The sequence below is a fragment of the Lacinutrix sp. genome (genome assembly GCF_029238095.1).
Taxonomy (GTDB): domain Bacteria; phylum Bacteroidota; class Bacteroidia; order Flavobacteriales; family Flavobacteriaceae; genus Lacinutrix.
In genome coordinates, this window is the sequence record NZ_JAQWGS010000023.1 from 34,123 (window position 1) to 56,953 (window position 22,831).

General features: G+C 30.8%; 21 protein-coding genes. 3 read left to right on the forward strand and 18 right to left on the reverse strand.

The window, feature by feature from the left end:
* Nucleotides 1-4: 4 nt before the first annotated feature.
* From P8H50_RS06055 to P8H50_RS06110, 12 genes are all read right to left on the reverse strand, one after another.
* Nucleotides 5-772 (reverse strand): O-antigen ligase family protein, encoded by a 768-nt coding sequence (locus P8H50_RS06055; protein ID WP_366900961.1) that lies wholly within the window; start codon nt 770-772, stop codon nt 5-7.
* Nucleotides 773-1,366: 594 nt separating this feature from the next.
* Complete coding sequence (locus P8H50_RS06060; RefSeq protein ID WP_300206658.1) at nt 1,367-1,936, reverse strand: hypothetical protein; 570 nt, start codon at nt 1,934-1,936, stop codon at nt 1,367-1,369.
* 5 nt (nt 1,937-1,941) lie between these two features.
* Nucleotides 1,942-2,928, reverse strand: coding sequence for an SDR family oxidoreductase (locus P8H50_RS06065; protein ID WP_300206660.1), 987 nt, complete (start codon nt 2,926-2,928; stop codon nt 1,942-1,944).
* A gap of 2 nt (nt 2,929-2,930) precedes the next feature.
* Nucleotides 2,931-4,202, reverse strand: coding sequence for a nucleotide sugar dehydrogenase (locus tag P8H50_RS06070; protein ID WP_300206662.1), 1,272 nt, complete (start codon nt 4,200-4,202; stop codon nt 2,931-2,933).
* A gap of 3 nt (nt 4,203-4,205) precedes the next feature.
* Nucleotides 4,206-5,057 carry a dTDP-4-dehydrorhamnose reductase gene (gene rfbD / locus P8H50_RS06075; protein ID WP_300206665.1) on the reverse strand — a complete coding sequence of 284 codons (852 nt, stop codon included), beginning with the start codon at nt 5,055-5,057 and terminating at the stop codon, nt 4,206-4,208.
* Nucleotides 5,054-5,599, reverse strand: coding sequence for a dTDP-4-dehydrorhamnose 3,5-epimerase (gene rfbC, locus P8H50_RS06080; protein WP_300206667.1), 546 nt, complete (start codon nt 5,597-5,599; stop codon nt 5,054-5,056). Before rfbC ends, rfbD begins: the two co-directional genes overlap by 4 nt.
* 1 nt (nt 5,600) lies before the next feature.
* Complete coding sequence (rfbA, locus tag P8H50_RS06085) at nt 5,601-6,467, reverse strand: glucose-1-phosphate thymidylyltransferase RfbA (RefSeq protein ID WP_300206669.1); 867 nt, start codon at nt 6,465-6,467, stop codon at nt 5,601-5,603.
* 4 nt (nt 6,468-6,471) lie between these two features.
* A complete protein-coding gene (rfbB, locus tag P8H50_RS06090) occupies nt 6,472-7,482 on the reverse strand; it encodes a dTDP-glucose 4,6-dehydratase (protein WP_300206839.1) in 1,011 nt (336 codons plus the stop codon).
* The gene (locus P8H50_RS06095) at nt 7,478-8,545 is read right to left on the reverse strand and encodes a hypothetical protein (RefSeq protein WP_300206671.1); all 1,068 of its coding nucleotides are present in this window, start codon (nt 8,543-8,545) and stop codon (nt 7,478-7,480) included. Before P8H50_RS06095 ends, rfbB begins: the two co-directional genes overlap by 5 nt.
* Nucleotides 8,546-8,561: 16 nt before the next feature.
* Entirely contained in the window at nt 8,562-10,250 is a 1,689-nt protein-coding gene (locus P8H50_RS06100) for a hypothetical protein (protein WP_300206673.1), read from the reverse strand.
* Between the two features lie 28 nt (nt 10,251-10,278).
* A complete protein-coding gene (locus P8H50_RS06105; protein WP_300206675.1) occupies nt 10,279-11,778 on the reverse strand; it encodes a GH3 auxin-responsive promoter family protein in 1,500 nt (499 codons plus the stop codon).
* A gap of 1 nt (nt 11,779) precedes the next feature.
* Entirely contained in the window at nt 11,780-12,652 is an 873-nt protein-coding gene (locus P8H50_RS06110) for a M23 family metallopeptidase (protein ID WP_300206677.1), read from the reverse strand.
* Nucleotides 12,653-12,779: 127 nt separating this feature from the next.
* Between P8H50_RS06110 and P8H50_RS06115 the strand changes: the two genes are divergently transcribed.
* Nucleotides 12,780-12,965, forward strand: coding sequence for a twin-arginine translocase TatA/TatE family subunit (locus tag P8H50_RS06115; protein ID WP_300206679.1), 186 nt, complete (start codon nt 12,780-12,782; stop codon nt 12,963-12,965).
* A gap of 72 nt (nt 12,966-13,037) precedes the next feature.
* On the opposite strand, the gene P8H50_RS06120 is transcribed toward P8H50_RS06115, so the two are convergent.
* From P8H50_RS06120 to P8H50_RS06130, 3 genes are read right to left on the reverse strand one after another with little or no spacing between them, the layout of a single operon-like run.
* Complete coding sequence (locus P8H50_RS06120) at nt 13,038-14,024, reverse strand: DUF4837 family protein (RefSeq protein ID WP_300206681.1); 987 nt, start codon at nt 14,022-14,024, stop codon at nt 13,038-13,040.
* Between the two features lie 25 nt (nt 14,025-14,049).
* A complete protein-coding gene (locus P8H50_RS06125) occupies nt 14,050-15,633 on the reverse strand; it encodes a LysM peptidoglycan-binding domain-containing protein (RefSeq protein ID WP_300206683.1) in 1,584 nt (527 codons plus the stop codon).
* 58 nt (nt 15,634-15,691) lie between these two features.
* Nucleotides 15,692-16,879 (reverse strand): phosphoglycerate kinase, encoded by a 1,188-nt coding sequence (locus P8H50_RS06130; protein WP_300206685.1) that lies wholly within the window; start codon nt 16,877-16,879, stop codon nt 15,692-15,694.
* A gap of 163 nt (nt 16,880-17,042) precedes the next feature.
* Here P8H50_RS06130 and P8H50_RS06135 point away from each other — a divergent pair, with 163 nt between their 5' ends.
* Nucleotides 17,043-18,197 carry a DNA polymerase III subunit delta' gene (locus tag P8H50_RS06135; RefSeq protein ID WP_300206687.1) on the forward strand — a complete coding sequence of 385 codons (1,155 nt, stop codon included), beginning with the start codon at nt 17,043-17,045 and terminating at the stop codon, nt 18,195-18,197.
* On the forward strand, nt 18,197-19,117 hold the full coding sequence (locus P8H50_RS06140; RefSeq protein WP_300206690.1) for a diacylglycerol kinase family protein: 921 nt from the start codon (nt 18,197-18,199) through the stop codon (nt 19,115-19,117). Before P8H50_RS06135 ends, P8H50_RS06140 begins: the two co-directional genes overlap by 1 nt.
* Nucleotides 19,118-19,206: 89 nt before the next feature.
* Here the strand turns inward: P8H50_RS06140 and P8H50_RS06145 are convergent, their stop codons facing one another.
* From P8H50_RS06145 to mnmG, 3 genes are all read right to left on the reverse strand, one after another.
* Nucleotides 19,207-19,719, reverse strand: coding sequence for an OmpH family outer membrane protein (locus P8H50_RS06145; RefSeq protein ID WP_300206693.1), 513 nt, complete (start codon nt 19,717-19,719; stop codon nt 19,207-19,209).
* A 214-nt stretch (nt 19,720-19,933) separates the two neighbouring features.
* Nucleotides 19,934-20,791: a class I SAM-dependent methyltransferase gene (locus P8H50_RS06150; protein WP_300206695.1), complete on the reverse strand. Its 858-nt coding sequence runs from the start codon at nt 20,789-20,791 to the stop codon at nt 19,934-19,936.
* A gap of 49 nt (nt 20,792-20,840) precedes the next feature.
* The gene (gene mnmG, locus P8H50_RS06155) at nt 20,841-22,712 is read right to left on the reverse strand and encodes a tRNA uridine-5-carboxymethylaminomethyl(34) synthesis enzyme MnmG (protein ID WP_300206697.1); all 1,872 of its coding nucleotides are present in this window, start codon (nt 22,710-22,712) and stop codon (nt 20,841-20,843) included.
* Nucleotides 22,713-22,831: the final 119 nt, after the last annotated feature.

The following is a 22,831-nucleotide window of genomic DNA, read 5'->3' on the forward strand; positions in this document are numbered from 1 at the left end:
ATCTTTATTTCCTATCAAATATATTCTTTGCTAACAAAGAGTTAATTAATGTAAACGATAGAACTCCTGTCATTCTATCGAACAAGTTTTCGAAAAAAAGACAAATAACGATAATTATTAAGAAACTTAAATAAGAATACTCTTTGTTTTTAATAGCCATTCCCATATTGTAATACATCATAAAGATAAAAGATATTAAAAGTAAAGGGCCTCCAATTAGAATAAGATTATAATAATAGTTATGAGAATTTAATTTATTAAGATAGAATTTTAAATATTGTTTAGTGGTTTTAGAATTTGCAAAGTTTTGATCATTTAATTGGTCTTGAACATCGCCAATACCATATCCAAAAATTGGCGATTTACTTATTACTTTTGTTGATGTTTTATTAAGAAAAAACCGTTCTGATATTCCATTTAAATCACTTTCTTCGAGACCATCTTGATTTTGTATTGTTTCTTTTTTAAAATTGTTAATTACAACATCTTTCTTTACTATAACTGCTGAAATAATAATTAAAACAATTACACCAGATAAAAACGCTGCAAGTTTTTTATTATATTTTAAAAACAAAATATTAATTGGTAAAATAGTGACAACTAAAAATATCACTGTTAGCGATTTGAAATAAATAATTGAAATTAAAAAAACAGCCAGCAATAGTAACAGAATAAGTTTTGTAATTATAGAGTTGTTTCTTTTAAAATATAATTGAATTATAAATAAGCTTGCTATTAATAAGTTTATTGAGTTATATGTTTTATGTAGCATAAAAAACGGTTCTTTTTTTTGCTCTGCACACCATAAAAAAGTTTTGAATTCATTATCCCATACATAAGGTATTTTCTCAAACAAAGAGAGCTCACTAATATCGTAAAAACAATGTTCTACAGAATAGTGTAAAAAATAATATAAGGTAAATATTAAAAATAAAAAATTAGATAAAATAAAAAATAGATAAAATAAAAAATATTCGTTTTCGCTATACTTTCGTTGAAGATATACAATAATTAATGGAGAAATAATAAACGGAAGAAGCGTGTTTATTTTTTTAAAACCCGCATTAAGATTTGCAGTATATAAAAGTGTAAAGGTAATTAAAACAATAAATAAGTTATTGATTAACAAATACTTATATTTTCCTTGTTTTAAATTACGAAGCCCATATCTCCAATTAAATGCTATTGAAAGAAATGAAAAACATATTAAAAGTATTGAAGAAATATTATAAGGTAATATAGGAAAAAAGAGTAATAGTAAAAGAAGAAAAAAAGTAAGTTTACTATTAAACCTTTTAAAGATTTTAGTCTTTTCTTTTAACCTAAAAATTAAAGTTTTTCCCAAAACACTATTAAATTATTTACTCTATAAACGGACAAGTTCTTTAATTAATAATGGTGTACTTACAAGATATGGATCGTAAGATTTTTTTTCGTTTGTTGTAATAACTTTTAAAATAATTTTATTGTTTTCACCAAATGAAATAAATTGGTTGTTAGTGAAGTATTGGATAAAATTTGATGCATCAATTATTAGGGTTTCTTCATCGTAATTAATCAATATCTCTTCAAGATATATTTCTTTCATATTAGAATTACTACCTAGGTCTAACCTTATTTTTTCTGGATAAAAATCTATTAAATCAAAAACAAGTTCTTGGACTTCCTTTTTTCCTTCAAAACCACGGCTTATTGTGTTTTCTTGCGAAAATGGAGTTGTTGCTAATTCACTGAAAAAAAGCTCAAACGAGTCGTTCTGAGGAAATATACCTTTAATAAATATTTTACATATTTTACTCTTAGGCTTACTTGTTACTGCCTCTGTTTTTTCCTCTTCGATAACTATATCTTTAGTATTGCTCTTTTTTTCTTTTCCACAAGAAGAAACGAATAGAAGTATTACTAATTGTAGAGCTGCTTTTTTAAATAATTTCATAATAATTAATTGTTGTTTTTATACCAATTCAAAGCTTTTTCAAGACCCTCTTGCAGCTTAAATTTTGGTATATAATTTATCTCTTTTTTTGCTTTATCTATATTAGCTAATGAATCACGAACATCACCTTGCCTTTGATCTCTATAAATAATGTCTGTCTGAGATTCTGTTAACTTCTTAATAGTATTCCAAAGATTATTAATACTTATTCTTTCTCCAACAGCAACATTATAAACATTGTGTTGAATTTGATTTGATAGTAAAGCTTTAATATTTGCTTGTACTACATTTTCTATAAATGTAAAATCCCTAGTTTGCTCACCATCACCATTTATATAAACCTCTTTATTGTTTATTGCTCCATCAAAAAATAAAGGTATAACTGCTGCATATGCACCTTTCGGGTCTTGTTTTGGGCCAAAAACATTAAAATATCTTAATCCGACACTATGAAAGTTATAAGTCTTAGAGTAGATATCAGCGTATAATTCATTAACATATTTTGTTATTGCATAAGGAGAAAGGGGCTTACCTATAACATCCTCTATTTTAGGTAAAGCTTCACTGTCTCCATATGTGCTTGAAGATGCAGCGTAAACCATTCTTTTTACTGTCTTAGAATCCTTTGCGCATTGTAAAACATTTAAAAACCCATTGACATTAACTTCGTTAGAAGTAAGCGGGTCTTTTATAGATCTTGGTACAGACCCTAAAGCTGCCTGATGCAAAACATAATCAACTCCATCAATTGCCTTTTTACATGCTTCAATATTTCTTATATCTCCTAAAATAAATTCAAAATTCAAATTTTCAATAAATGGTTCAATGTTGTGCTTAAACCCATTAGACAAATTGTCTAAAACTATTACTTTTTTTGCATTGTATTTTAGTAAATACTCAACTAAATTAGAACCAATGAAACCTGCTCCTCCAGTAACTAAAAAGGTGAAGTTCGATATATCTGCTTTATGGTATTTTGTGTTATATAACATCTTTATAATCTTTTATTAACTTTGTCGTATTTTAAACTTCCTTTAACATCGTAAACAATGGTGTTTTCGTTTTTTAAAGCGTTAATATTAATTTCTTGGAATGTTTCATGAGCAACAACATGAATTATTGCATCATATCTTCCTTTTAGGGAATCAATTATGTCTAACCCATATTCGTGCTTTACCTCTTCTGCTTTTGCCCAAGGATCATATACATCTACATCCATATTAAAATTTGATAGCGCATTATAAACATCTATCGCTTTGGTATTTCTTATATCTGGACAGTTTTCCTTAAAAGTTATTCCTAACATTAAAACTTTAGCATTCTTAATTGTAATATCATTTTTAATCATAAGTTTTAAGACTTCGGTTGCAACAAATTCTCCCATAGAATCATTTAATCTTCTTCCTGCTAAAATAATTTCTGGATGGTATCCAACTTCCTGTGCTTTTTGTGCTAGATAATAAGGATCTACACCTATGCAGTGTCCACCAACTAAGCCTGGTTTAAAGGGTAAAAAATTCCATTTAGTAGCAGCAGCTTCTAACACTGCATGCGTGTCAATATCTAATTTATTAAAAATTTTAGCTAACTCGTTTACAAAGGCGATGTTTATATCTCTTTGTGCATTTTCTATTACCTTGGCAGCTTCTGCTACTTTAATTGAAGGCGCTAAATGTGTTCCAGCTGTAATAATTGATGCATATAGCTTGTCTACTTTTAGTCCAATTTCTCGAGTAGACCCAGAAGTTATTTTTTTGATATTAGCTACAGTATGTGTTTTATCTCCTGGATTAATGCGTTCTGGAGAATATCCGCAATAAAAATCTTTATTAAACTTTAACCCACTAATTTTTTCTAAAACCGGAACACACTCATCTTCTGTAACACCAGGATAAACCGTTGATTCATAAATTACAATATCTCCCTTCTTTAAAACACTACCAATAGTTTCTGAAGATTTTATCAATGGAGTTAATATTGGTCTATTATTTTTATCTACTGGAGATGGAACTGTTACAATAAAAACTTGACTTGAAGCGATAGAACGAACTTCACTTGATATAGTTAAACCTGTTTTTTCGCTTTTTTCAAGTGCGGTTTGTAAATTAACATCTGTAATTTCTAAAGTACTGTCGTGTCCGGAATTCAAATCACTTACTCGAGTTTCGTTAATATCGAAACCTACAACTTGATATTTCTTTGCAAACTCCACAGCTAAAGGTAAGCCTACGTATCCTAAACCTATTATTGCTATTTTATTATTCATTTTTTATAATTGTCTTAAACAGTTTTCAAGGCTTGTTCTCCAATAAGGGATTGCCATTGAAAAATTGTTTTTAATTTTTTCTTTATTTAAAATACTATAAAGCGGCCTTTTGGCTGGTGTTGGATAGTTTTTGGTTGGGATAGGTTCTAAACTTAAATTCATTTTTTTAATATCAAAAATTGCTTTAGCAAAGTCATACCAACTAGCTGTTCCTTCATTACTGTAATTATAAATACCATAACTAGGTTTTTCTGAGGTAATCAAGGTCATTATTGCATTAGCTAGGTCCATTGCATAGGTAGGTGTACCTATCTGGTCTGAGATGATTGTAAGTTTATCTCTTTCAGAACCCAATTTAAGCATTGTTTTTACAAAATTATTTCCAAACTCAGAGTATAACCATGATGTTCTAATAATATAATACTTTGTTAAAATTGAAACTATTTCCTTTTCTCCATTAAGCTTAGTTCTTCCGTATACAGAAACTGGATTTGTTTTATCATTTTCATTGTACGGGTGATTTGATTCTCCGTCAAAAACAAAATCTGTAGATATATGAAACAATGTAGTTTGTGATTGTTTACAAGCTAAAGCTAAATTTCTTGCTCCTTGCTCATTAACTCTTGCTGCAGACTCCTCTTGTTCTTCTGCTTTATCTACTGCTGTATATGCTGCACAGTTTATGCAATAATCGTATTTAGATTCTAAAAAGGCCTTATTAACGCTGACTAAATTAGTAATATCTAAATCTTTACTATCCATAAAAACCAATGCCATGGTTTCGTGTTTTTTAGAAATTGCATTTAAACATTTTCCTAATTGACCATTAGCTCCTGTTACAAGAATTTTTTTCATTTAAACAACTCTTTTAACGTTGGAAGAATTTTATCTTTTTCAGAAATAATAAATAGACTTGGACTTAGTTTCCAATCAATATTCAAGTCTCTATCATTATATATCAATCCATTTTCTGATGATTTGTTGTAAACGTTATCACATTTATAGTTAAATACTGCTGTCTCGCTTATAACTATATAACCATGAGCAAATCCTCTAGGAACAAATAACTGTTTTTTATTTTCAGCAGATAATTCTACTGCAATATGTTTTAGGAAGGTGTTTGATGTAGGTCTTAAATCTACCGCTACATCAATAACAGCTCCTTGGGTTACACGTACTAATTTAGCTTGAGCAAATTCTCCTTCTTGAAAATGAAGACCTCTTAAAGCTCCTTTTTTTGAAAAGGCCTCGTTATCTTGTATAAAATCTACAGGTTTATTTATTAAAGATTCGAATTTATTTTTATTGTAGCTTTCAAAAAAGTAACCTCTTTCATCACCAAAAATACTGGGTTCAAAGATGAAACAATCTTTAAGGTTTGTTTCTTTTATTTGCATATTACTCTTGATTTACTAAGCTAATTAAATGCTCGCCATATCCACTCTTTAGTAAAGGAGTCGCAAGATCAATTAATTGTTGTTTTGATATAAATCCACTACTATAAGCCGCCTCTTCTATTGCTCCTATTTTTAAACCTTGCCTTTCTTCTATAACTTGAACAAATTGAGAAGCCTGCATTAGAGAATTAAATGTTCCTGTATCTAACCAGGCAGTTCCTTTGTCAAGTATACTCACTTTAAGCTTTCCTCTCTTCAAATACTCTTTATTAACGTCTGTTATTTCTAACTCTCCTCTATGACTTGGTTTAATGTTTTTAGCGATTTCAATTACTGAATTATCATAAAAATAAATTCCAGGAACCGCGTAGTTAGACTTGGGTTTTTCTGGTTTTTCTTCTATAGCTAATGCTATTCCATTTTTATCGAAGTTAACAACTCCATAACGCTCTGGGTCAGTTACATGATATGCATAAACAATACCTCCATCAGGATTATTGTTCGATTTTAAAAGATCAGATAGTCCTGTTCCATAAAAAATATTATCACCTAAAATAAGAGCAACTTTATCGTCACCAACAAAATCTGCACCAATTATAAAAGCTTCTGCTAATCCGTTGGGTGCGTCTTGTACAGCGTATTCAAAACTGCATCCTAAGTGACTTCCGTCACCTAATAATTGTTTAAAAAGTGGTAAATGTTCTGGAGTAGAAATAATTAAAATTTCTCTTATACCAGCATGCATTAAAGTTGATAGAGGATAATAAATCATTGGTTTGTCATAAATAGGCATAAGTTGCTTGCTTAGCACCTTAGTTAATGGATGTAAACGTGTGCCAGATCCTCCTGCCAATATTATTCCTTTCATTTATTTATGCGTTATATTTTTTTAAATACCATTCTATGGTTTTCTTTATTCCAGATTCAAAGTTTTCATCTGCTTGCCACCCTAATTCTTTTTCAATTTTAGAAGCGTCGATCGCATATCTAAAATCGTGACCAGGCCTGTCTTTTACAAAGGTGATTTGTTCTTTATATGATTTTTTTTCTGGTCTAACCTTATCAAGAATGGTACAAATTACATCTACAATATACAAATTGTCCCTTTCGTTTCTACCTCCAATATTATAGGTTTCTCCTGTTTTTCCGGTTTTGTAAACTAAATCTATCCCTTTACAATGATCTAGAACATATAACCAATCACGAATATTTTTACCATCTCCATAGATTGGAATATTCTCTCCTGAAATGGCTTTTCTAATAATGGTAGGAATTAATTTTTCGTTATGCTGTTTCGGCCCATAGTTATTAGAACAATTAGTAGTAACTACATTCATGCCATAGGTGTGAAAGTAACTGCGCACTATAAAATCTGAGGCTGCTTTAGAGGCACTGTATGGGCTGTTTGGTGCATATGGCGTTTGCTCTGAAAACAAACCGGTTTCTCCCAAAGTCCCATAAACCTCATCTGTAGAAATATGATGAAATCTTGCGTTTTCAAAACCTGTTTTTATTTGATTTGGACCAACCATCCAATAATTTTTTGACACATCTAATAAATTAAATGTTCCAGTAATATTTGTGTCTATAAAAGCTCCTGGGCTTTTAATAGAATTATCAACGTGAGATTCGGCAGCAAAATGAATGACACCTTGAAAATGATACTTACTAAAAAGTTCTTCTATTAAACTTCTATTACAAATATCTCCTTCAATAAAAGAATAGTTTTTGTTTTTAGAAACATCTTCTAAATTTGAAATGTCTCCTGCATAAGTAAGCTTATCTAAATTTATAACTTTTGTATCATTGTTTTGTTGTAGAAAATATTTAATAAAGTTAGAGCCTATAAAACCTGCTCCTCCAGTAATTAAAACAGTATTAATCTTCATAATTTTTAGTATAAATTACCACTCTTTTTATAATATAAAATAGACATAATAAAATAAATCCTAATGCAGGAAATACTAGTGAGTACTTTTCTAATAATCTAGTAGCTCGATAACCTACAGGTTGAAAACTAGAAATAACATCTACAAATGTATCTTCAGTTATACGCTTTTCATCTAGTTTTCTTAATTCGTTTCTTAAAGCTAACTCCTTATCTAATAAAGCATACTCTTTAGTGTCTAGCTCTTTTTCCTTTGTTAAAAGAAATTCTCCAGCATTAATACGTTGTCCTGGGTTTTTAGATTGATCTTGTAATGCTTGAATATAAATGTCTTGAAGATTTTCTACCTCCTCTAAACTCTTTTCAAGATTCGCTCTTTGTATTTTGTAAAGCAAAGTATCTTTAGCTTTTTTAGAGTTTGAATATGCGTTGGTAAATGCTGAATTGACACCATAAGCTAAATCAGTGAAAATATCTTTTTTATTAGACTTTGCTGTGATTAGAAAAATACTTGCAGAATATATGCTTCTGTTTTCTACATAACTTTCAAAATCAGCCCTTGTGCGTCCAACACTGTCTAGTTGTTTAACGAAGTTTTGATATTGTAGAATACGCTCGTTTTCTGTTTCAGGTCCTGGCTCAATATCAAAACCTTTTATATTTTTTAGGTCTATTTTATTTGTACTATCTGAATTAAAAATTTTATCTAATTGTTCATAATCTTCATTATCAATTAGTGCATTAAAAAAACTAATATTATTAACTAATTGAAATTTAGAATCAAAATATGGTTTAACCAACATTTCAGATTGGTATACTACAGGTTTTGATCGTTCTAAAGCATATCCTATTATTGCGGAGATTAAAATAACTCCTAATATAACTTTCCAATTATCTATAAATACTTTTATAGTATGTATAATCACTGAAAAAACAGCTTTTAAAATTGAAACTATAAATTTAAAAAGCCTGCTAAAAGCATCTCCAATAAGATTAAAAAACACAATTAAATCTACTTCTTCGCTTGCATTTTTGTTTGGTGGTAATTCTTGACTCATAATATTATTCTAGTGGTTAATTGAATATTTGTTGTAAAATTTTTCTTGTAATTAAATAGGTTGGTTTAACACCTGAGGCTCCTAGGCCTCCTGAGGCTAATGTACTTCCTGTTTCTAATGGGTTATCACTTGCATAATAGGCATATCTTACTTTAACATCTGGATTAATACTTCGTCTTACTTTTGATGCTGCTTGAATAGCTTTTTGATAATGTGCACCTTCCATTTCAAGACCTATAACATTCCATGTTGAAGTAAAAAAGAATTTTAAAATGTCTTTGTTTTGAAGCGATGTTCCTAATACAGTAATCATACTGCCTTCGTAAACTGTAACACCTTGTCCTTCTAAGTCTTCTTTTGTTAGCTCATTTTTAAAAGGATAATTATCTGCTGTTCCCTCAAAAATATGTGCTGAAGGTATCATGATATCTCCTTTTCCTCCTTCTAGTATACCAGCTTTTCCCATAATTGAGATTGACTCAACATTTAAATGGGTCTTATCTTTTTGGTTCCCATAAGGTTTTAAAAACTCATCAATTGTTTCATAAGCTTGCTCACCAAAGGCATAATCCATTACAAAAAGTACTGGTTTTTCGCTTGCTTTCTCTTCTTTTTTTAATCCTAAATCTGTTAAATCTAAATCTAGCTTTGCTGTATCAAAAATCTGAACATTTATGTTGGTTCCAGAGGTATCTTTGATGTATATCATACCTTGCTGTAACGCTTTTTGTGTTACTTTATTGCGTAAGCTTTGATTTTCTGAACTACTTAACGCTTCGTAAACCTCAAAAATATTCTTTTTGGCAGCTAAACTTTTAAGTGCTTGTGGTGCATACAACGTGTTCATGACACTATGTAAATTAGCACTAATAATATGAATTGGCCTTGTTAAGAGACCATTATTTTTTAATGTTTCCTTTATGGTATCTGCCCAACGTTCTCCATGAATATGGTGACCTAAACGCTCACGTAAAACAGGACTAAAAGTAATGGTGCGTTTGTTATTATGTATAACCTCGTCTATTGCTAATTTTCCTAACCAATAGACAATTTCTAATAAACGTTCTGGATGTTTTGCAGTTGCAAATACACCATAAACATCGCTTAACTCTTTAAAAGTACGCCCTAAAATATTTGCAGTATGCGTTATTGCTATTTCGCGCTCTTGATTGGTTAATTTCTTTTTACTTAAAACAGCAAGCTCTAATTTGGTCCAATCTCTGGTTGTAGAACCTTTATCGTCTATAACAACGCGTTTAAAAATTTTATGTGATTCTATAAAAAGAAATGTTAAATGAGTTAAAATATCGTAAATCTCACTACGTCCACGTGTGATTTCAATATTCATTTGCTCCTCATCAATCCTGTAACAATTACGTCTTCTTTTGGGTGGAATTATAGCTTCAAAATGAGAATCTGCATAACCTTCGTCACTGGTAAGATTAATAAAACGACACTCTTCTATTCCTATTGGAAGTCTATCTATAACATATAATAAACCTTCTAATTCTGCTTTTTCATCTGCAATAGAACCATAAATCTCTGGTCTTAAAACTAATAGTGCTTCGCGTAAGGTTTCACCAGAAATTCCCATAGGTTTATAAAAACCACGATTGAATAAATGTCTCATTGTAATGTACATTTTTTCAATAGCATTCGAGCTTTCTTGGGCTCTAGTTCTCTCGTGTTTTTTAATTTTAATCATGTATCTTCGTTAGCTGGCAAATATAGTATTATTTACTTATTATTTTAGTATTTAAAGCATCAGCTATTTTGCGATCGTTTGCTAAACGTGGAATTTTATTTTGTCCACCAAGTTTTCCTATAGATTTCATATAATTTTGAAATCCGTTTTTTTGAATTACAGTTATTTTTAAGGGTTGTAAAACCTTACCAACAATTAAATCTAAATAGTAGCTGTTTTGCTGCTGTAAAGCTTGATCTATTGATTTTGCTAAAGTTGAAATACTTTCTGGTTCGTTTTCAAATTCTATAAACCATTCGTGATATGGCAATCCAGAATTTGGGCTAATTTGTGGTGCTACTGTAAACTCGTTTATTCTTACTTGAGTATTTTCTGTAGCTTGTTTTAATGCGTGTTCAACTTCTTTACCAATAACGTGTTCTCCAAAAGCTGAAATAAAGTGTTTTATACGTCCAGATACTATAACACGATATGGTTTTGTGCTAGTAAAAATAACTGTATCGCCAACATTATAAGCCCATAATCCTGCGTTTGTTGAAATAATTAAAACATAGTTTTTACCTATTTCTACATCTTTTATTGTGATGCGTTTAGGATTTTTAACAAAAAATTCTTCGGCTAAAATAAATTCGTAAAACATTCCAGAATTTAACTGGAGCAACATGCCTTTTTCATTCTGCTTATCTTGAAAAGCAAAGAAGCCTTCGCTTGCAGGATATAATTCTATACTGTCAACTTTTCTTCCTATTAAGTTTTCGAATTTTGCACGATAAGGTTCGTAATTAACACCACCAAAAATAAAAAGATTAAAATTTTTAAAAATATCGCCTACTTTATGACCTGTTTTTTTCTGAAGCTTTTCAAAATACATTTGAACCCAAGATGGAATGCCAGAAATAATAGTCATGTTTTCTGGTAAGGTCTCTTCAACTACAGCATCTACTTTGGTTTCCCAATCTTCAATACAATTGGTTTCCCAAGATGGTAGTCTGTTTTTTTGAAGGTATTTTGGCACGTAATGTGCTACAATTCCTGAAAGCCTTCCTAATTGTACTCCGTTTTGTTCTTTTAGAATTGGACTACCTTGCAAAAAAATCATTTTACCATCTACAAATTTAGAATTTCCGGTTTCATGGATGTAAAGCAAAATGGCATTTCGTGCAGCATTTACATGATTAGGCATGCTTTCGGCAGTAATTGGTATATATTTTGCGCCAGATGTTGTACCAGATGTTTTTGCAAAATAAAGTGGTTTTCCTTTCCAAAGAATATCTTTTTCTCCTACAACAACTTTATCTACATATGGTTTTAGTCCTTCGTAGTCTCTAACTGGAACACGTTTTACAAAATCGTCATGATTTTTTATATTACCAAAATCATGGTCTTTACCAAATACAGTATGCGAAGCTTCAGAAATTAAATTTCTAAATACTTTTTCTTGAGTTTCGATAGGGTTATTAGCCCATTTCTGGACTTTTTTATAAATCCTTGATGCAAATGGTTTGGCAAGTATTGATTTTATTGACATATTATTTCTTAAAATCTATAAAGTTGGTTGGGTTTACAGAATAGCCATCGCTCCATAATTCGAAATGTAAATGTGGTCCTGTTGTTAAGTCTCCTGTGTTTCCAGACGTAGCAACTACTTCGCCTGCTTTTACAAAATCGCCTTGTGCCTTTGTAAGCGTAGCATTGTGCTTATAAACCGAAATAAGGCCGTAACTGTGTTCTATTATAATTACATAACCTGTTTGGGCTGTCCATTCTGCAAAAATAACTGTACCATCTGCAGCAGCTTTTACAGGAGTGTTTTTTGCCACCACAATGTCTACAGCATAATGTTTTTCTTCTGCATTATATTGTTCACTTATTTCTCCGTTAACAGGAGGAAACAATACAAAATTTGTTTTAGATTTAGCTGTTTCAAAAAGGCTATATTTATCTTCCTTATCTACTTTTGCTCTTAAAATAGAATCTGCTTCATTGGCAGATAAATTTATTTTGCTTTGGTCAACTTCTGCTGCTTCAATAATAGAATCTCTATTAAAACTTACTGCGGTTACTTCTCCTTTTAATACTTTTTTAATTGATGCATAGTATTGATCGTTATAAGTAATGACCTGTTGTAAAGAATCTGTTTTAAAGTTAAGCTCTACTGCTTGCTTTTTTAACGCTGTTGATGAGTAGCCTGGAATGTATTCACGTAATGGTGTAAAAGCAATGAGTAAAATAGTGAAACCTATTAACATTACGCTAGAAACACCAACAAGTACAAATACATTTAATAGTGTAAGTCTGAAAGATAATCGTTCCTCAAAAGTATCTTCGTTTAAAATGACTAAACGATACTTGTGCAACAATTTTTTCGAAAGTTTTTTTCTAGGTTTAGTCTTCTTTGCCATGAGATCTCTTATTGAAACAAAAGTAAATAAAAATATAACTTCAACTATTTAACAATATGCTAAAGTTAGGTTTAAAACGCTTTAATTAAACTTAAATTACTAACTTTGTATCTTAAATAAATTTATTATGATATCAACAAGTATATTTTTAGGTGCAATAGGTCCTTGGCAAGTTGGATTAATTGTAATAGCCCTTTTATTACTATTTGGAGGCAAAAAAATCCCAGAACTTATGAAAGGACTTGGTAGCGGCATTAAAGAATTTAAAGACGCTAGTAAAGAAGATGAGGAAAACGCTAAAGAAAAAAAGTAAATTTCAGGATTTAAATTATATAAAAAAACCATCGCAATGCGATGGTTTTTTTATATTCTATGTTTTACTAAATTAGTCTATTCTAATAGATTTTATAATAGATTCCATCTCAAACACATAATCACGTTTAGACACTGATGGTGCAAAAGCAAAACCTTCTGCAACTACGTATCTATCGTTAACCTTATCTTCAATTAAGTACATAATAAAAGGTCCAGACATGAATTGTTTTTTTACATCCCAAAGCCCTTTAACTTCTATTGTTGGTTTATTATCTATTATGGTTTCGTATACGTGAGGAGCATATGCCATTTCTGTAGCCATATAACTTCCATCTACAGGTCCTGGAATATATTTTTTACCTATTGAATCTCTTGTTTTTATAATTTGACTTACCAAACTATCATTCTTTTTTATAGCACTTAATGGCAGCTCGTAAAATACAACGTTAGTATACCCTGTAGGTATATCTCGTTTTATCCAATTAAATTTATCCTCTGGTTTAGCTATTGTATTCGCTACTCTATAATACGATGGAAAACTAACATTTATACCTAAAGACTCTTGAATAGCTTTGCTTCTAGATAATGATTTAGACATTTGTTTTTGCTTGTGTCTAATTTCTTCGGCTTTTATGGCTTCTATAATTTTAGCTGCATTTTTGGCAATCTGAGCTTTTATTTCAGCTATATCTTTACCAGAAACTGTTACTATTTTTTGAGGTCTTGCGTATACATCTCTTTCTATTTTAAAACTTGCTTCGCCTAGTTCTACTTTTAAAATACTTCTATTATTTTTTGCAAAACCAGTAAAGACTTGTATTGGGATTTGTGACAGAGAAAACATGGGTTCTGGTTGCGGTAAACCATCTATAGATTGTGCCATGAGCGCTCTAATAGTTTCGCCTACGCTATTATTCCATAATTCGTTATCCACAACAATGGCAACTTTATTAAATGGTCCAGCAGAATCAGGTACTATTTTTACACTTTTATTATCACTGTTATTACAAGAAAATGTAGTTATTACAATAGCTACTAATAAAATAATTTTACGCATAATACTATATTGTTTTGTTTAGTTACTAACTTTTAGACAAACGTAAAATCATGCCTAGTTTTAAATTAGTACCACTAATATCGTTCCATTCTTTAATATTTTGAACAGAAACTCCAGGAAATTTTTGAGAAATACTCCATAATGAATCTCCACTTTTAACTTTATAGGTCTTTCCATTAAATTTAGCGGTGCTTTTAGGTTTGTTTGATGCGTTTGTTACCGCTGAAGGATTTCGTGGATAAACCGTTAAGCGTTGCCCTATTTTTAAATTATTACTTCGTAAACCATTCCATTGTTTTAATTGGCTTACGCGAACTCCAAATTTTCTGGCTATTTTACCTAAATAATCGCCTTGTCGAACTTTATATCTTGTTTTTGTATCTGCATTTAATAGTTGTGGTAAAGGTTTTTCGCGTTTATCGAATTCTGCTTTTGCGAAAGCATACATTTCATTTTCATTATTTACAAAAGTGCCAACAACATCTCTAGGCAACCTCAAGGTGTAGTTTTTTCCTTTAATGTATGGAATAATATCTAACTTATATGACGGATTTAAAAACTGAAGTGTTTCCATTTCTACACCTGTAAATTCTGAAACTTGATCTAAAGTTATCATTTGTTTTACATGAATAGTATCAGTTTCTACATAATTAAATATGGGTTTGTGTTGAACAAAACCATGTTCTTTAGCATATTCAAAAATATACATTGTAGCTAAAAATGCTGGCACATAACCTGCCGTTTCACGTGGTAAGTTTGGTCTAATATTCCAATAATTTTTATAACCACCAGAACGCCTAATGGCTTTACTTACATTTCCTGGTCCCGAATTATAAGCCGCTAATGCTAAATCCCAATCTCCAAAAATCTCATAAAGTCTTGCTAAGTATTTTGAAGCAGCTTCTGTAGATTTAATTGGGTCGCTTCGCTCGTCTACATAACTACTAACATCTAATCCATATTGCTTTCCAGTAGCAAACATAAATTGCCATAAACCTGTTGCACCTACTCTAGATTTTGCTCGAGGTTTTAAAGCAGATTCTACAATCGAGAGATATTTCATCTCTAAAGGAATATTATAGTTGTCTAACTCACGCTCAAACATAGGAAAGTAAAATTTACTTAAACCCATTAAACGCTCCATAGATTGGTGTCTGTTTTTTAACCAATTTTTTATTACGCTTTCTAATTGAGGATTGTACTCTACATTAAATGGTGTTCTAGCGTTTAAACGTTCTAGCCTAAGCTTTAAAGTATCTGTTGGGAGTTCTGGGTAATAAACAGCTTCGTATTTTAAGTCTGTGACCTCACGATAAATAGTATCGAAAAGCGATGTGCTATACAACTCTTCCATCCACTTTTTATCGATTTCTAACGCTAAAGGATTGTCTTGTAACTCTTTTGTTAAGTCTATTTTCCTAATTGGTTGTATAGCCTTTTTAAAAAAAGCTTTTCCGTCTACAATAGTGTCTATTACGTAATTTTCACCAGCAATTAAATCGGATTCTGTAAGCCTTGAGGTTTTTACAGAAAGTGAATCTTGTGCGTTGAGTTGCAAGCCTATTAAAATAGAAAATAATACAATTTTATAATTGAAAACTATTGTCATTAAATAAAAGTTATGTTTAAACCAAACGCTAAAGTTGTAAAAATGTTATAAATCTAGTTTACTCTAAAATAGCTGCAATTCCAGGAAGTGTTTTACCCTCTAAACTTTCTAACATTGCGCCTCCACCTGTGCTTACATAACTTACTTTGTTCTCGAAACTAAATTGTTTTACTGCAGCAACAGAGTCTCCTCCTCCAACTAAAGAAAAGGCTCCATTTTTAGTAGCTTCTGCAATAGAATTTCCTAGAGCTATTGTACCATTAGCAAAGTTTTCCATCTCGAAAACGCCTAGTGGACCATTCCATAAAATGGTTTTGCTTTGCATAACAACATCGTGAAATTGTTTTCTAGATTCTGGACCAGCATCTAATCCCATCCAACCATCTGGAATTGCTGTTATGTCACAAACTTTAGTATTTGCATTGTTATTAAAATGGTCTGCTATTATAGAATCTATTGGTATATATATGGTAACATTTTTAGCTTTGGCTTGTTTTAAAATATTTAATGCCATGTCTAATTTATCGTCTTCTACTAAAGAGTTTCCAATGGTTCCTCCTTGCGCTTTTACAAAGGTAAAAGCCATACCTCCTCCAATAATGATAGCGTCTACTTTATCTAAAATATTTTCTATTACTGTAATTTTAGACGACACTTTTGCGCCTCCTAAAATTGCTAAAACAGGTCTATCATCAGACTTTAAAACTTTATCTATACTTGTTATTTCCTGCTCTAATAAATAACCAAAACACTTGTTTTCAGGAAAAAATTGTGCAATAATAGTAGTGGATGCATGTGCTCTATGCGCTGTTCCAAAGGCATCGTTTACATAAATATCTCCAAGTTTTGAGAGTTTTTGGGCAAAATCATAATCTCCTTTGGTCTCTTCTTCGTGAAAACGTAAATTCTCTAAAATTAAAAGTTCTCCTGGTTTTAGGTTTGCAGCTTCATCCTCAGCTTCTGTTCCTATGCAATTGGAAACAAATTTTGTTTCTACTCCTATAAGGTCCTCAACCTTGCTAACAATATGTTTTAAAGAAAACTCGTCTTGAGTGCCTTTTGGACGACCTAAGTGAGACATTAGTATGCAACTTCCTCCATCTTCTAATACTTTAATAATTGTTGGTTTTGCAGATGCAATTCTTGTGGCATCTGTTACATTAAAATTATCATCTAATGGCACATTAAAATCTACTCTTATAAGTGCTTTTTTATCTTTAAAATTAAAATCGTTTAAGGTTTTCATAGTGTTTTTATATACTTTTTATGTTTCAAATATATATAAATAGTGCGATACCTTTTGGAGATAAAGTGTTTAAAATTCGTTTTAAAACCATAACTGCTTAAAAAAGTAGTATTTTCTTTGACGTTACTTTCTAACTATACTAGGTATAAACTATATTTGCTATATGCTATTTAGTGATATTATTGGTCAAGCACATATAAAAAAACATCTTACCACAAGTGTTGATAATGGTCGTGTACCTCATGCTCAATTATTTATTGGTCCTGAAGGTTCTGGAACTTTACCAATGGCAATAGCCTATGCACAATATCTTTTATGTATTAACACTGAAGGTGAAAACACCAATGGAAATGCTACTTGTAATTTAAAATTTAATAATTTTTCGCATCCAGATTTGCATTTTGCTTTTCCAGTTACTACAAACGGTAAGGTTAAAAAACATCCTGTATCAAGTCATTTTTTAGAAGAATGGCGAGATTTACTTACAAAGCAACCTTATGGAAATTTATTTGATTGGTATAAACAATTAGGTGTAGACAATAAACAAGGACAAATTGGTGTAGATGAAGCTCAGGATATTATAAAAGCCTTAGCATTAAAAGCTTATGAAGGCGGTTACAAAGTGATGCTAATTTGGATGGCAGATAAAATGAATACTGCAGCTGCAAACAAACTTTTAAAGCTTATTGAAGAGCCTCCAAATAAAACTGTTTTTCTTTTAATTGCAGAAGATGAAGAACAAATAATTAACACCATTAAATCTCGATGTCAATTATTACATTTTCCACCTTTAGCAGAAATTGATATAAAAAACGCACTTATTAAAAACTATGGTTTAAATGAAGCTATAGCAACTAAAATTGCACATCAAGCCAACGGAAACTACAATAAAGCTTGCGATTTAGTGTATAACGATAGTGAAGATATACAGTTTGAAACTTGGTTTATTTTCTGGATTCGTGCTGCTTTTAAAGCAAAAGGTAATAAAGCAGCAATACACGATTTAATAAAATGGAGTGAGGATATTGCTAAAACAGGTCGCGAAACTCAAAAACAATTTTTAGACTTTTGTTTGCAATTTTTTCGTCAAGCATTACTATTAAATTATAATGCCGAAGCTCTAGTTTATATAGACATAAAAACTAAGAAATTTGAATTGAGCAAGTTTGCACCTTTTGTACATAACAATAATATTTTAGATATTTCTAACGAATTACAAGACGCTATTTACCATATTGAACGTAACGGAAATTCTAAAATTATTCTTACAGACTTATCTATTAAATTAACGCGATTACTTCATAAAAAATCTGAATAATGAATCCTTTTAATTGGTTTGTTATTCTTAATCCTACAGCAGGACATGGAGCTGCATTAAAACAATGGCCAAAAATTCAAACGCATTTAAAAGCTTCTGGTTTTAAATATCAGTTTCAATTTACAGAAACTGTTGGACATGCTTCAATAATTGTATTAAATGCTGTAAAAAAAGGTTTTAGACACATTATTTGTATAGGTGGAGATGGTACATTACACGATATTGTTAATGGTTTAATGCTGCAAAAAGAAGTAGATTCTTCTGCTATTTCTGTTGGTATTATTCCAATAGGTACAGGAAACGATTGGATTAAAACTTACAATATTCCACATAGAATAGCAGACGCAATACAACTTATAAAAAACAACAATACTAAAGTTCAAGACCTTGGTAAAATAGAGTTTTTAGATTCTAAGAAACCAGTACTTTATTTTAATAATCTTGCTGGAATAGGCTTTGATGGTTTGGTTGCAAAAAAAACCGAAAAGCTTAAACATCTTGGTAAATTGTCTTACTTAATTGCTGCTTGCCAAGCTTTTATTCGTTTTAAAAATTTTAGTGTGGAAATTATTTATAATAACAACCGTTTCACAACGCAATCTTTAATGGTTTTGGTTGGTTTGTGTAAATATTCTGGAGGAGGTATGAGACTAACAGATACTCCGGATCCAAAAGACGGTTTGTTTGATGTGACCAATGTAACCCAATTTTCTATTTGGGATTTTATTATCCATTTACCTAAATTATATAATGGGAAAGTAAAAGCTGCTAAAAAAGTAAATACCTTTAAAACAGAATATCTTGTTATATTAACCAATAAAAGGATAAGTGGTTTTTATTTACAAGCAGATGGAGAAGTTATACCAGCAGAAAACATTGCTGTTTCTTTAATTAAACAAGCCTTTACTTTTTACTGCTAATTGCTTTAACAAACTTATAATGAACGTTTTAAAATTAAAAAAAGCGCTAAACATATATTTAGCGCTTTTTTAATATCTTTTACTACTAATTATTTTTTATAATTGGCATCTATTTCTTTAATGATAACGTCAGACAAATCAGATGACTCTTCTGCATATAAAACAGTACCTATAGACTCGTTAGTGCCAATAATAAATTTATAACCATTAGCTTTCCCGTAATCTTTAACAGTGCTTTTCATTTTAGAAATTAAAGAATCCATTTCTGTTTGATATGCTGTTTGCATTCTCGTTTGTTCTGCTTGCATACCTTGTTGGTATTGCTGCACTTTCATTTGAAAAGGTTGCAATAATTCTTGTTGCTTCTTTTCTGAAAGCCTGGCAGCTTTAACCTGAAGTTCATTGTATTCTGCTTGGTATATTCTACCTAAACTATCTGCTCTAGATTTAGACGATTCGTTTATTAAATCGTATTTAGTTTCAATGTCTTTTTTCTCTTGAATCTCGTTAATTACCTTTCCATTGTCAACGTAACCTATTTTTTGTTCTTGACAAGAAGCCAATGTAAATAATGCAACTAATGCTAATATTAAATTTTTCATTTTTTTATAAAATTTTATGTTGGCGCAAAAATAGAAAAGTGAACATAATTTTTGTCTATTAATTTAGAAAAAAGAAATTATAAGAAAATCTTATAACAAAACACAACTCTTATAGTTTAAAACTATAAAAAACAAGTTAAAATTAGGCGTTTTAATGCACTTTTATAAATTTGGCAACAAAATATATTGCTTAAGCTTTTTTAATGTTTAAAAACTAATCTTTGTCGTTTTTTATTACATAAATAAGTGAAGAAAACTCTCCAGAGCGTTTTGCTTTACTATTAGACAGCCATCCAATAAAAAATGCAGGTATAATTTTTAATAAACTGTTTTTATATTTTTCTGAAAGTAGACTCACATAAAACGCATCGAAAACCATTGGTAGAGTATTTACAACTTTCATCTCTACGGTTTTAAATAATCTAAGTATTGATTCTCTAGAAAAATGCCAAAGATGTCTAGGCACATCGTAAGCTGCCCAAAAGTTTTTATAATATTTAGCGTCGTAACTTTTATAATTAGGAACTGCAATTACTAAAGTGCCATTTGGTTTTAGTAATGTTTTTAAAATTAATACTTGCGCATGTAGATTAGGTAGGTGTTCTAAAACATGCCACAAGGTAATAACATCGAAACTTTGGGCTTTAAAAACTTCAAGTTTTTCGATATTAAAAACGGAGCCTTCACAACTTTTATTTGCTATATCTCTTGCTTTTTCATTAGGTTCGATTCCAAAAACCTCCCAACCATCGTCTTTAGCTGTTTTTAAAAAAGCACCTGTTCCACAACCAATATCTAATAGGTTTTTTTCTTCAGAAGAAAATGAATTAATAAGCTTTAATTTTCGTTTTAAAGCCATGTTTCGAATAACATGATATGTTTTTTCAAAGAGATTGCGTTTAGCGTTTGTATGCGAAATATAGTTTTCACTTTTATAATATTCTGGAAGTTTTTCTACCAAAGGTTGAGGAGTGGTTTCTAAATAACCATACTCATTATTTACTATCAATTGAAACTCTTCTCCTGAAACAGAATGGTCTTTAACTTTAATATATGTTTGTTGTTTCTGCACTATTTTGTGTTTTGTTCCACGTGGAACAGTAATTAAATACAATCATAACCTATCGTCCCATATAAACTAAAAGCACTGATATATCTGCTGGCGAAACTCCACTAATTCTTGAAGCTTGAGAAATATTAACTGGTTGAATTTTATTTAATTTCTCACGTGCCTCTAAGCTCATTGATTGTAAATTAGAATAATTAAAATGAGGTGGTATTTTTATATTTTCTAACCTGTTTAGTTTGTCTGCATTATTTTTTTCTTTATCGATATAACCAGAATATTTAACTTGAATTTCTGTTTGTTCAATAACTTCAGTATCTAAGTTATGGACCTTAATATAATCATCTACTGACTTAATTTTACGCATATCATCTATAGTAATATTTGGTCTAGCAAATATTTTATGCATCTTTCCTTGCTGTTTTACTGTAGCAGAATTCTTTGCTTCTAGAATAGGATTTGCTTCTTCTTTAGTAACACTAGTTTCTTTAAAAAAAGTAACAAAAGCTTTAGAGGCTTTAAGTTTTTCTTCCATTCTTTTAAGACGTTTTTCACTAGCTAAGCCCAATTCATAACCTTTAGGTGTTAACCTGAAATCTGCATTATCTTGACGTAGCAAAGTTCTGTATTCTGCACGAGAGGTAAACATTCTATATGGTTCTTCTGTGCCTTTAGTGATTAAATCGTCTACTAAAACACCTATATAAGCTTCGTTACGTTGTAAAATAAAAGACTCCTTCTCTTGTACTTTAAGCGCTGCATTTATTCCTGCCATAAGACCTTGTGAAGCGGCTTCCTCATATCCTGTAGTTCCATTAATTTGTCCTGCAAAATATAAACCTTCAACAAGTTTAGTTTCTAAGGTGTGTTGTAATTGAGTAGGTGGAAAATAATCATACTCTATAGCGTAACCTGGTCTAAAAAACTTAACATTTTCAAAACCTACTATAGAACGCATAGCTTTAAATTGCACATCTTCTGGCAAAGAAGTAGAAAACCCATTAACGTACATTTCTACAGTATTCCAACCTTCAGGCTCTACAAATAATTGGTGACTGTCTTTATCTGCAAACCTGTTAATTTTATCTTCTATGCTTGGGCAATATCTTGGTCCTAAGCTTTTAATTCTTCCATTAAACATTGGCGAACGATCAAAACCTTCACGTAGTAAATCGTGAACCTGCTCGCTTGTATGAGTCATATAACAAGACCGTTGGTGCTCTAATGGTTTGGTGATGTCTAGGTAAGAAAACTTTTCTGGAACAAGATCTCCAGGTTGTTCAACCATTTTTGAATAATCTAAAGAACGACCATCTACTCTTGGAGGTGTTCCGGTTTTCATTCTTCCAGATTCGAAACCTAGATTAACCAGTTGTTCTGTAATACCAGTTGCAGCCTTTTCACCTGCTCTTCCTCCACCAAAATTCTTATCTCCAATGTGAATTAATCCATTTAAAAACGTACCATTAGTTAGTACTACAGATTTAGCTTTAACTTTTATTCCTAAAGAGGTGGTTACACCAGTAACTTTTCCGTTTTCAACTATTAACCCAGAAACCGTCTCTTGGTAGAAATCTAGATTTTTAGTGTTTTCCAAAAGCATTCTCCAATCTTCTGCAAAACGCATTCTGTCGCTCTGTACTCTAGGACTCCACATTGCTGGCCCTTTAGATTTATTAAGCATTTTAAACTGTATAGCAGAGGTGTCGCTTACAATACCACTGTAGCCTCCCAAAGCATCTATTTCTCTTACTATTTGGCCTTTTGCAATTCCACCCATTGCAGGATTACAAGACATTTGGGCAATGTTTTGCAAATTCATGGTTATAAGTAAAGTCTTGCTTCCCATATTTGCGGCAGCTGCGGCAGCTTCACTGCCTGCGTGACCTGCTCCAACAACTATAACATCGTAAATTTCGTTAAACATAATTTTATATTCTTTAAAAGTGTTTAATGTTTATTAAAAACACCTCATTAAAACAATATTTTGTTTGTTCCACGTGAAACAATTGATTTGATACAAGCATAATGTTCCACGTGAAACAC

Bases quoted from the DNA above. Each gene is read 5' to 3' on its own strand.
- P8H50_RS06055 (WP_366900961.1), bottom strand. From the start codon at position 772: ATGCTACATAAAACATATAACTCAATAAACTTATTAATAGCAAGCTTA.
- P8H50_RS06060 (WP_300206658.1), bottom strand. From the start codon at position 1,936: ATGAAATTATTTAAAAAAGCAGCTCTACAATTAGTAATACTTCTATTC.
- P8H50_RS06065 (WP_300206660.1), bottom strand. From the start codon at position 2,928: ATGTTATATAACACAAAATACCATAAAGCAGATATATCGAACTTCACC.
- P8H50_RS06070 (WP_300206662.1), bottom strand. From the start codon at position 4,202: ATGAATAATAAAATAGCAATAATAGGTTTAGGATACGTAGGCTTACCT.
- rfbD (WP_300206665.1), bottom strand. From the start codon at position 5,057: ATGAAAAAAATTCTTGTAACAGGAGCTAATGGTCAATTAGGAAAATGT.
- rfbC (WP_300206667.1), bottom strand. From the start codon at position 5,599: ATGCAAATAAAAGAAACAAACCTTAAAGATTGTTTCATCTTTGAACCC.
- rfbA (WP_300206669.1), bottom strand. From the start codon at position 6,467: ATGAAAGGAATAATATTGGCAGGAGGATCTGGCACACGTTTACATCCA.
- P8H50_RS06095 (WP_300206671.1), bottom strand. From the start codon at position 8,545: ATGAGTCAAGAATTACCACCAAACAAAAATGCAAGCGAAGAAGTAGAT.
- P8H50_RS06100 (WP_300206673.1), bottom strand. From the start codon at position 10,250: ATGATTAAAATTAAAAAACACGAGAGAACTAGAGCCCAAGAAAGCTCG.
- P8H50_RS06105 (WP_300206675.1), bottom strand. From the start codon at position 11,778: ATGTCAATAAAATCAATACTTGCCAAACCATTTGCATCAAGGATTTAT.
- P8H50_RS06110 (WP_300206677.1), bottom strand. From the start codon at position 12,652: ATGGCAAAGAAGACTAAACCTAGAAAAAAACTTTCGAAAAAATTGTTG.
- P8H50_RS06115 (WP_300206679.1), top strand. From the start codon at position 12,780: ATGATATCAACAAGTATATTTTTAGGTGCAATAGGTCCTTGGCAAGTT.
- P8H50_RS06120 (WP_300206681.1), bottom strand. From the start codon at position 14,024: ATGCGTAAAATTATTTTATTAGTAGCTATTGTAATAACTACATTTTCT.
- P8H50_RS06125 (WP_300206683.1), bottom strand. From the start codon at position 15,633: ATGACAATAGTTTTCAATTATAAAATTGTATTATTTTCTATTTTAATA.
- P8H50_RS06130 (WP_300206685.1), bottom strand. From the start codon at position 16,879: ATGAAAACCTTAAACGATTTTAATTTTAAAGATAAAAAAGCACTTATA.
- P8H50_RS06135 (WP_300206687.1), top strand. From the start codon at position 17,043: ATGCTATTTAGTGATATTATTGGTCAAGCACATATAAAAAAACATCTT.
- P8H50_RS06140 (WP_300206690.1), top strand. From the start codon at position 18,197: ATGAATCCTTTTAATTGGTTTGTTATTCTTAATCCTACAGCAGGACAT.
- P8H50_RS06145 (WP_300206693.1), bottom strand. From the start codon at position 19,719: ATGAAAAATTTAATATTAGCATTAGTTGCATTATTTACATTGGCTTCT.
- mnmG (WP_300206697.1), bottom strand. From the start codon at position 22,712: ATGTTTAACGAAATTTACGATGTTATAGTTGTTGGAGCAGGTCACGCA.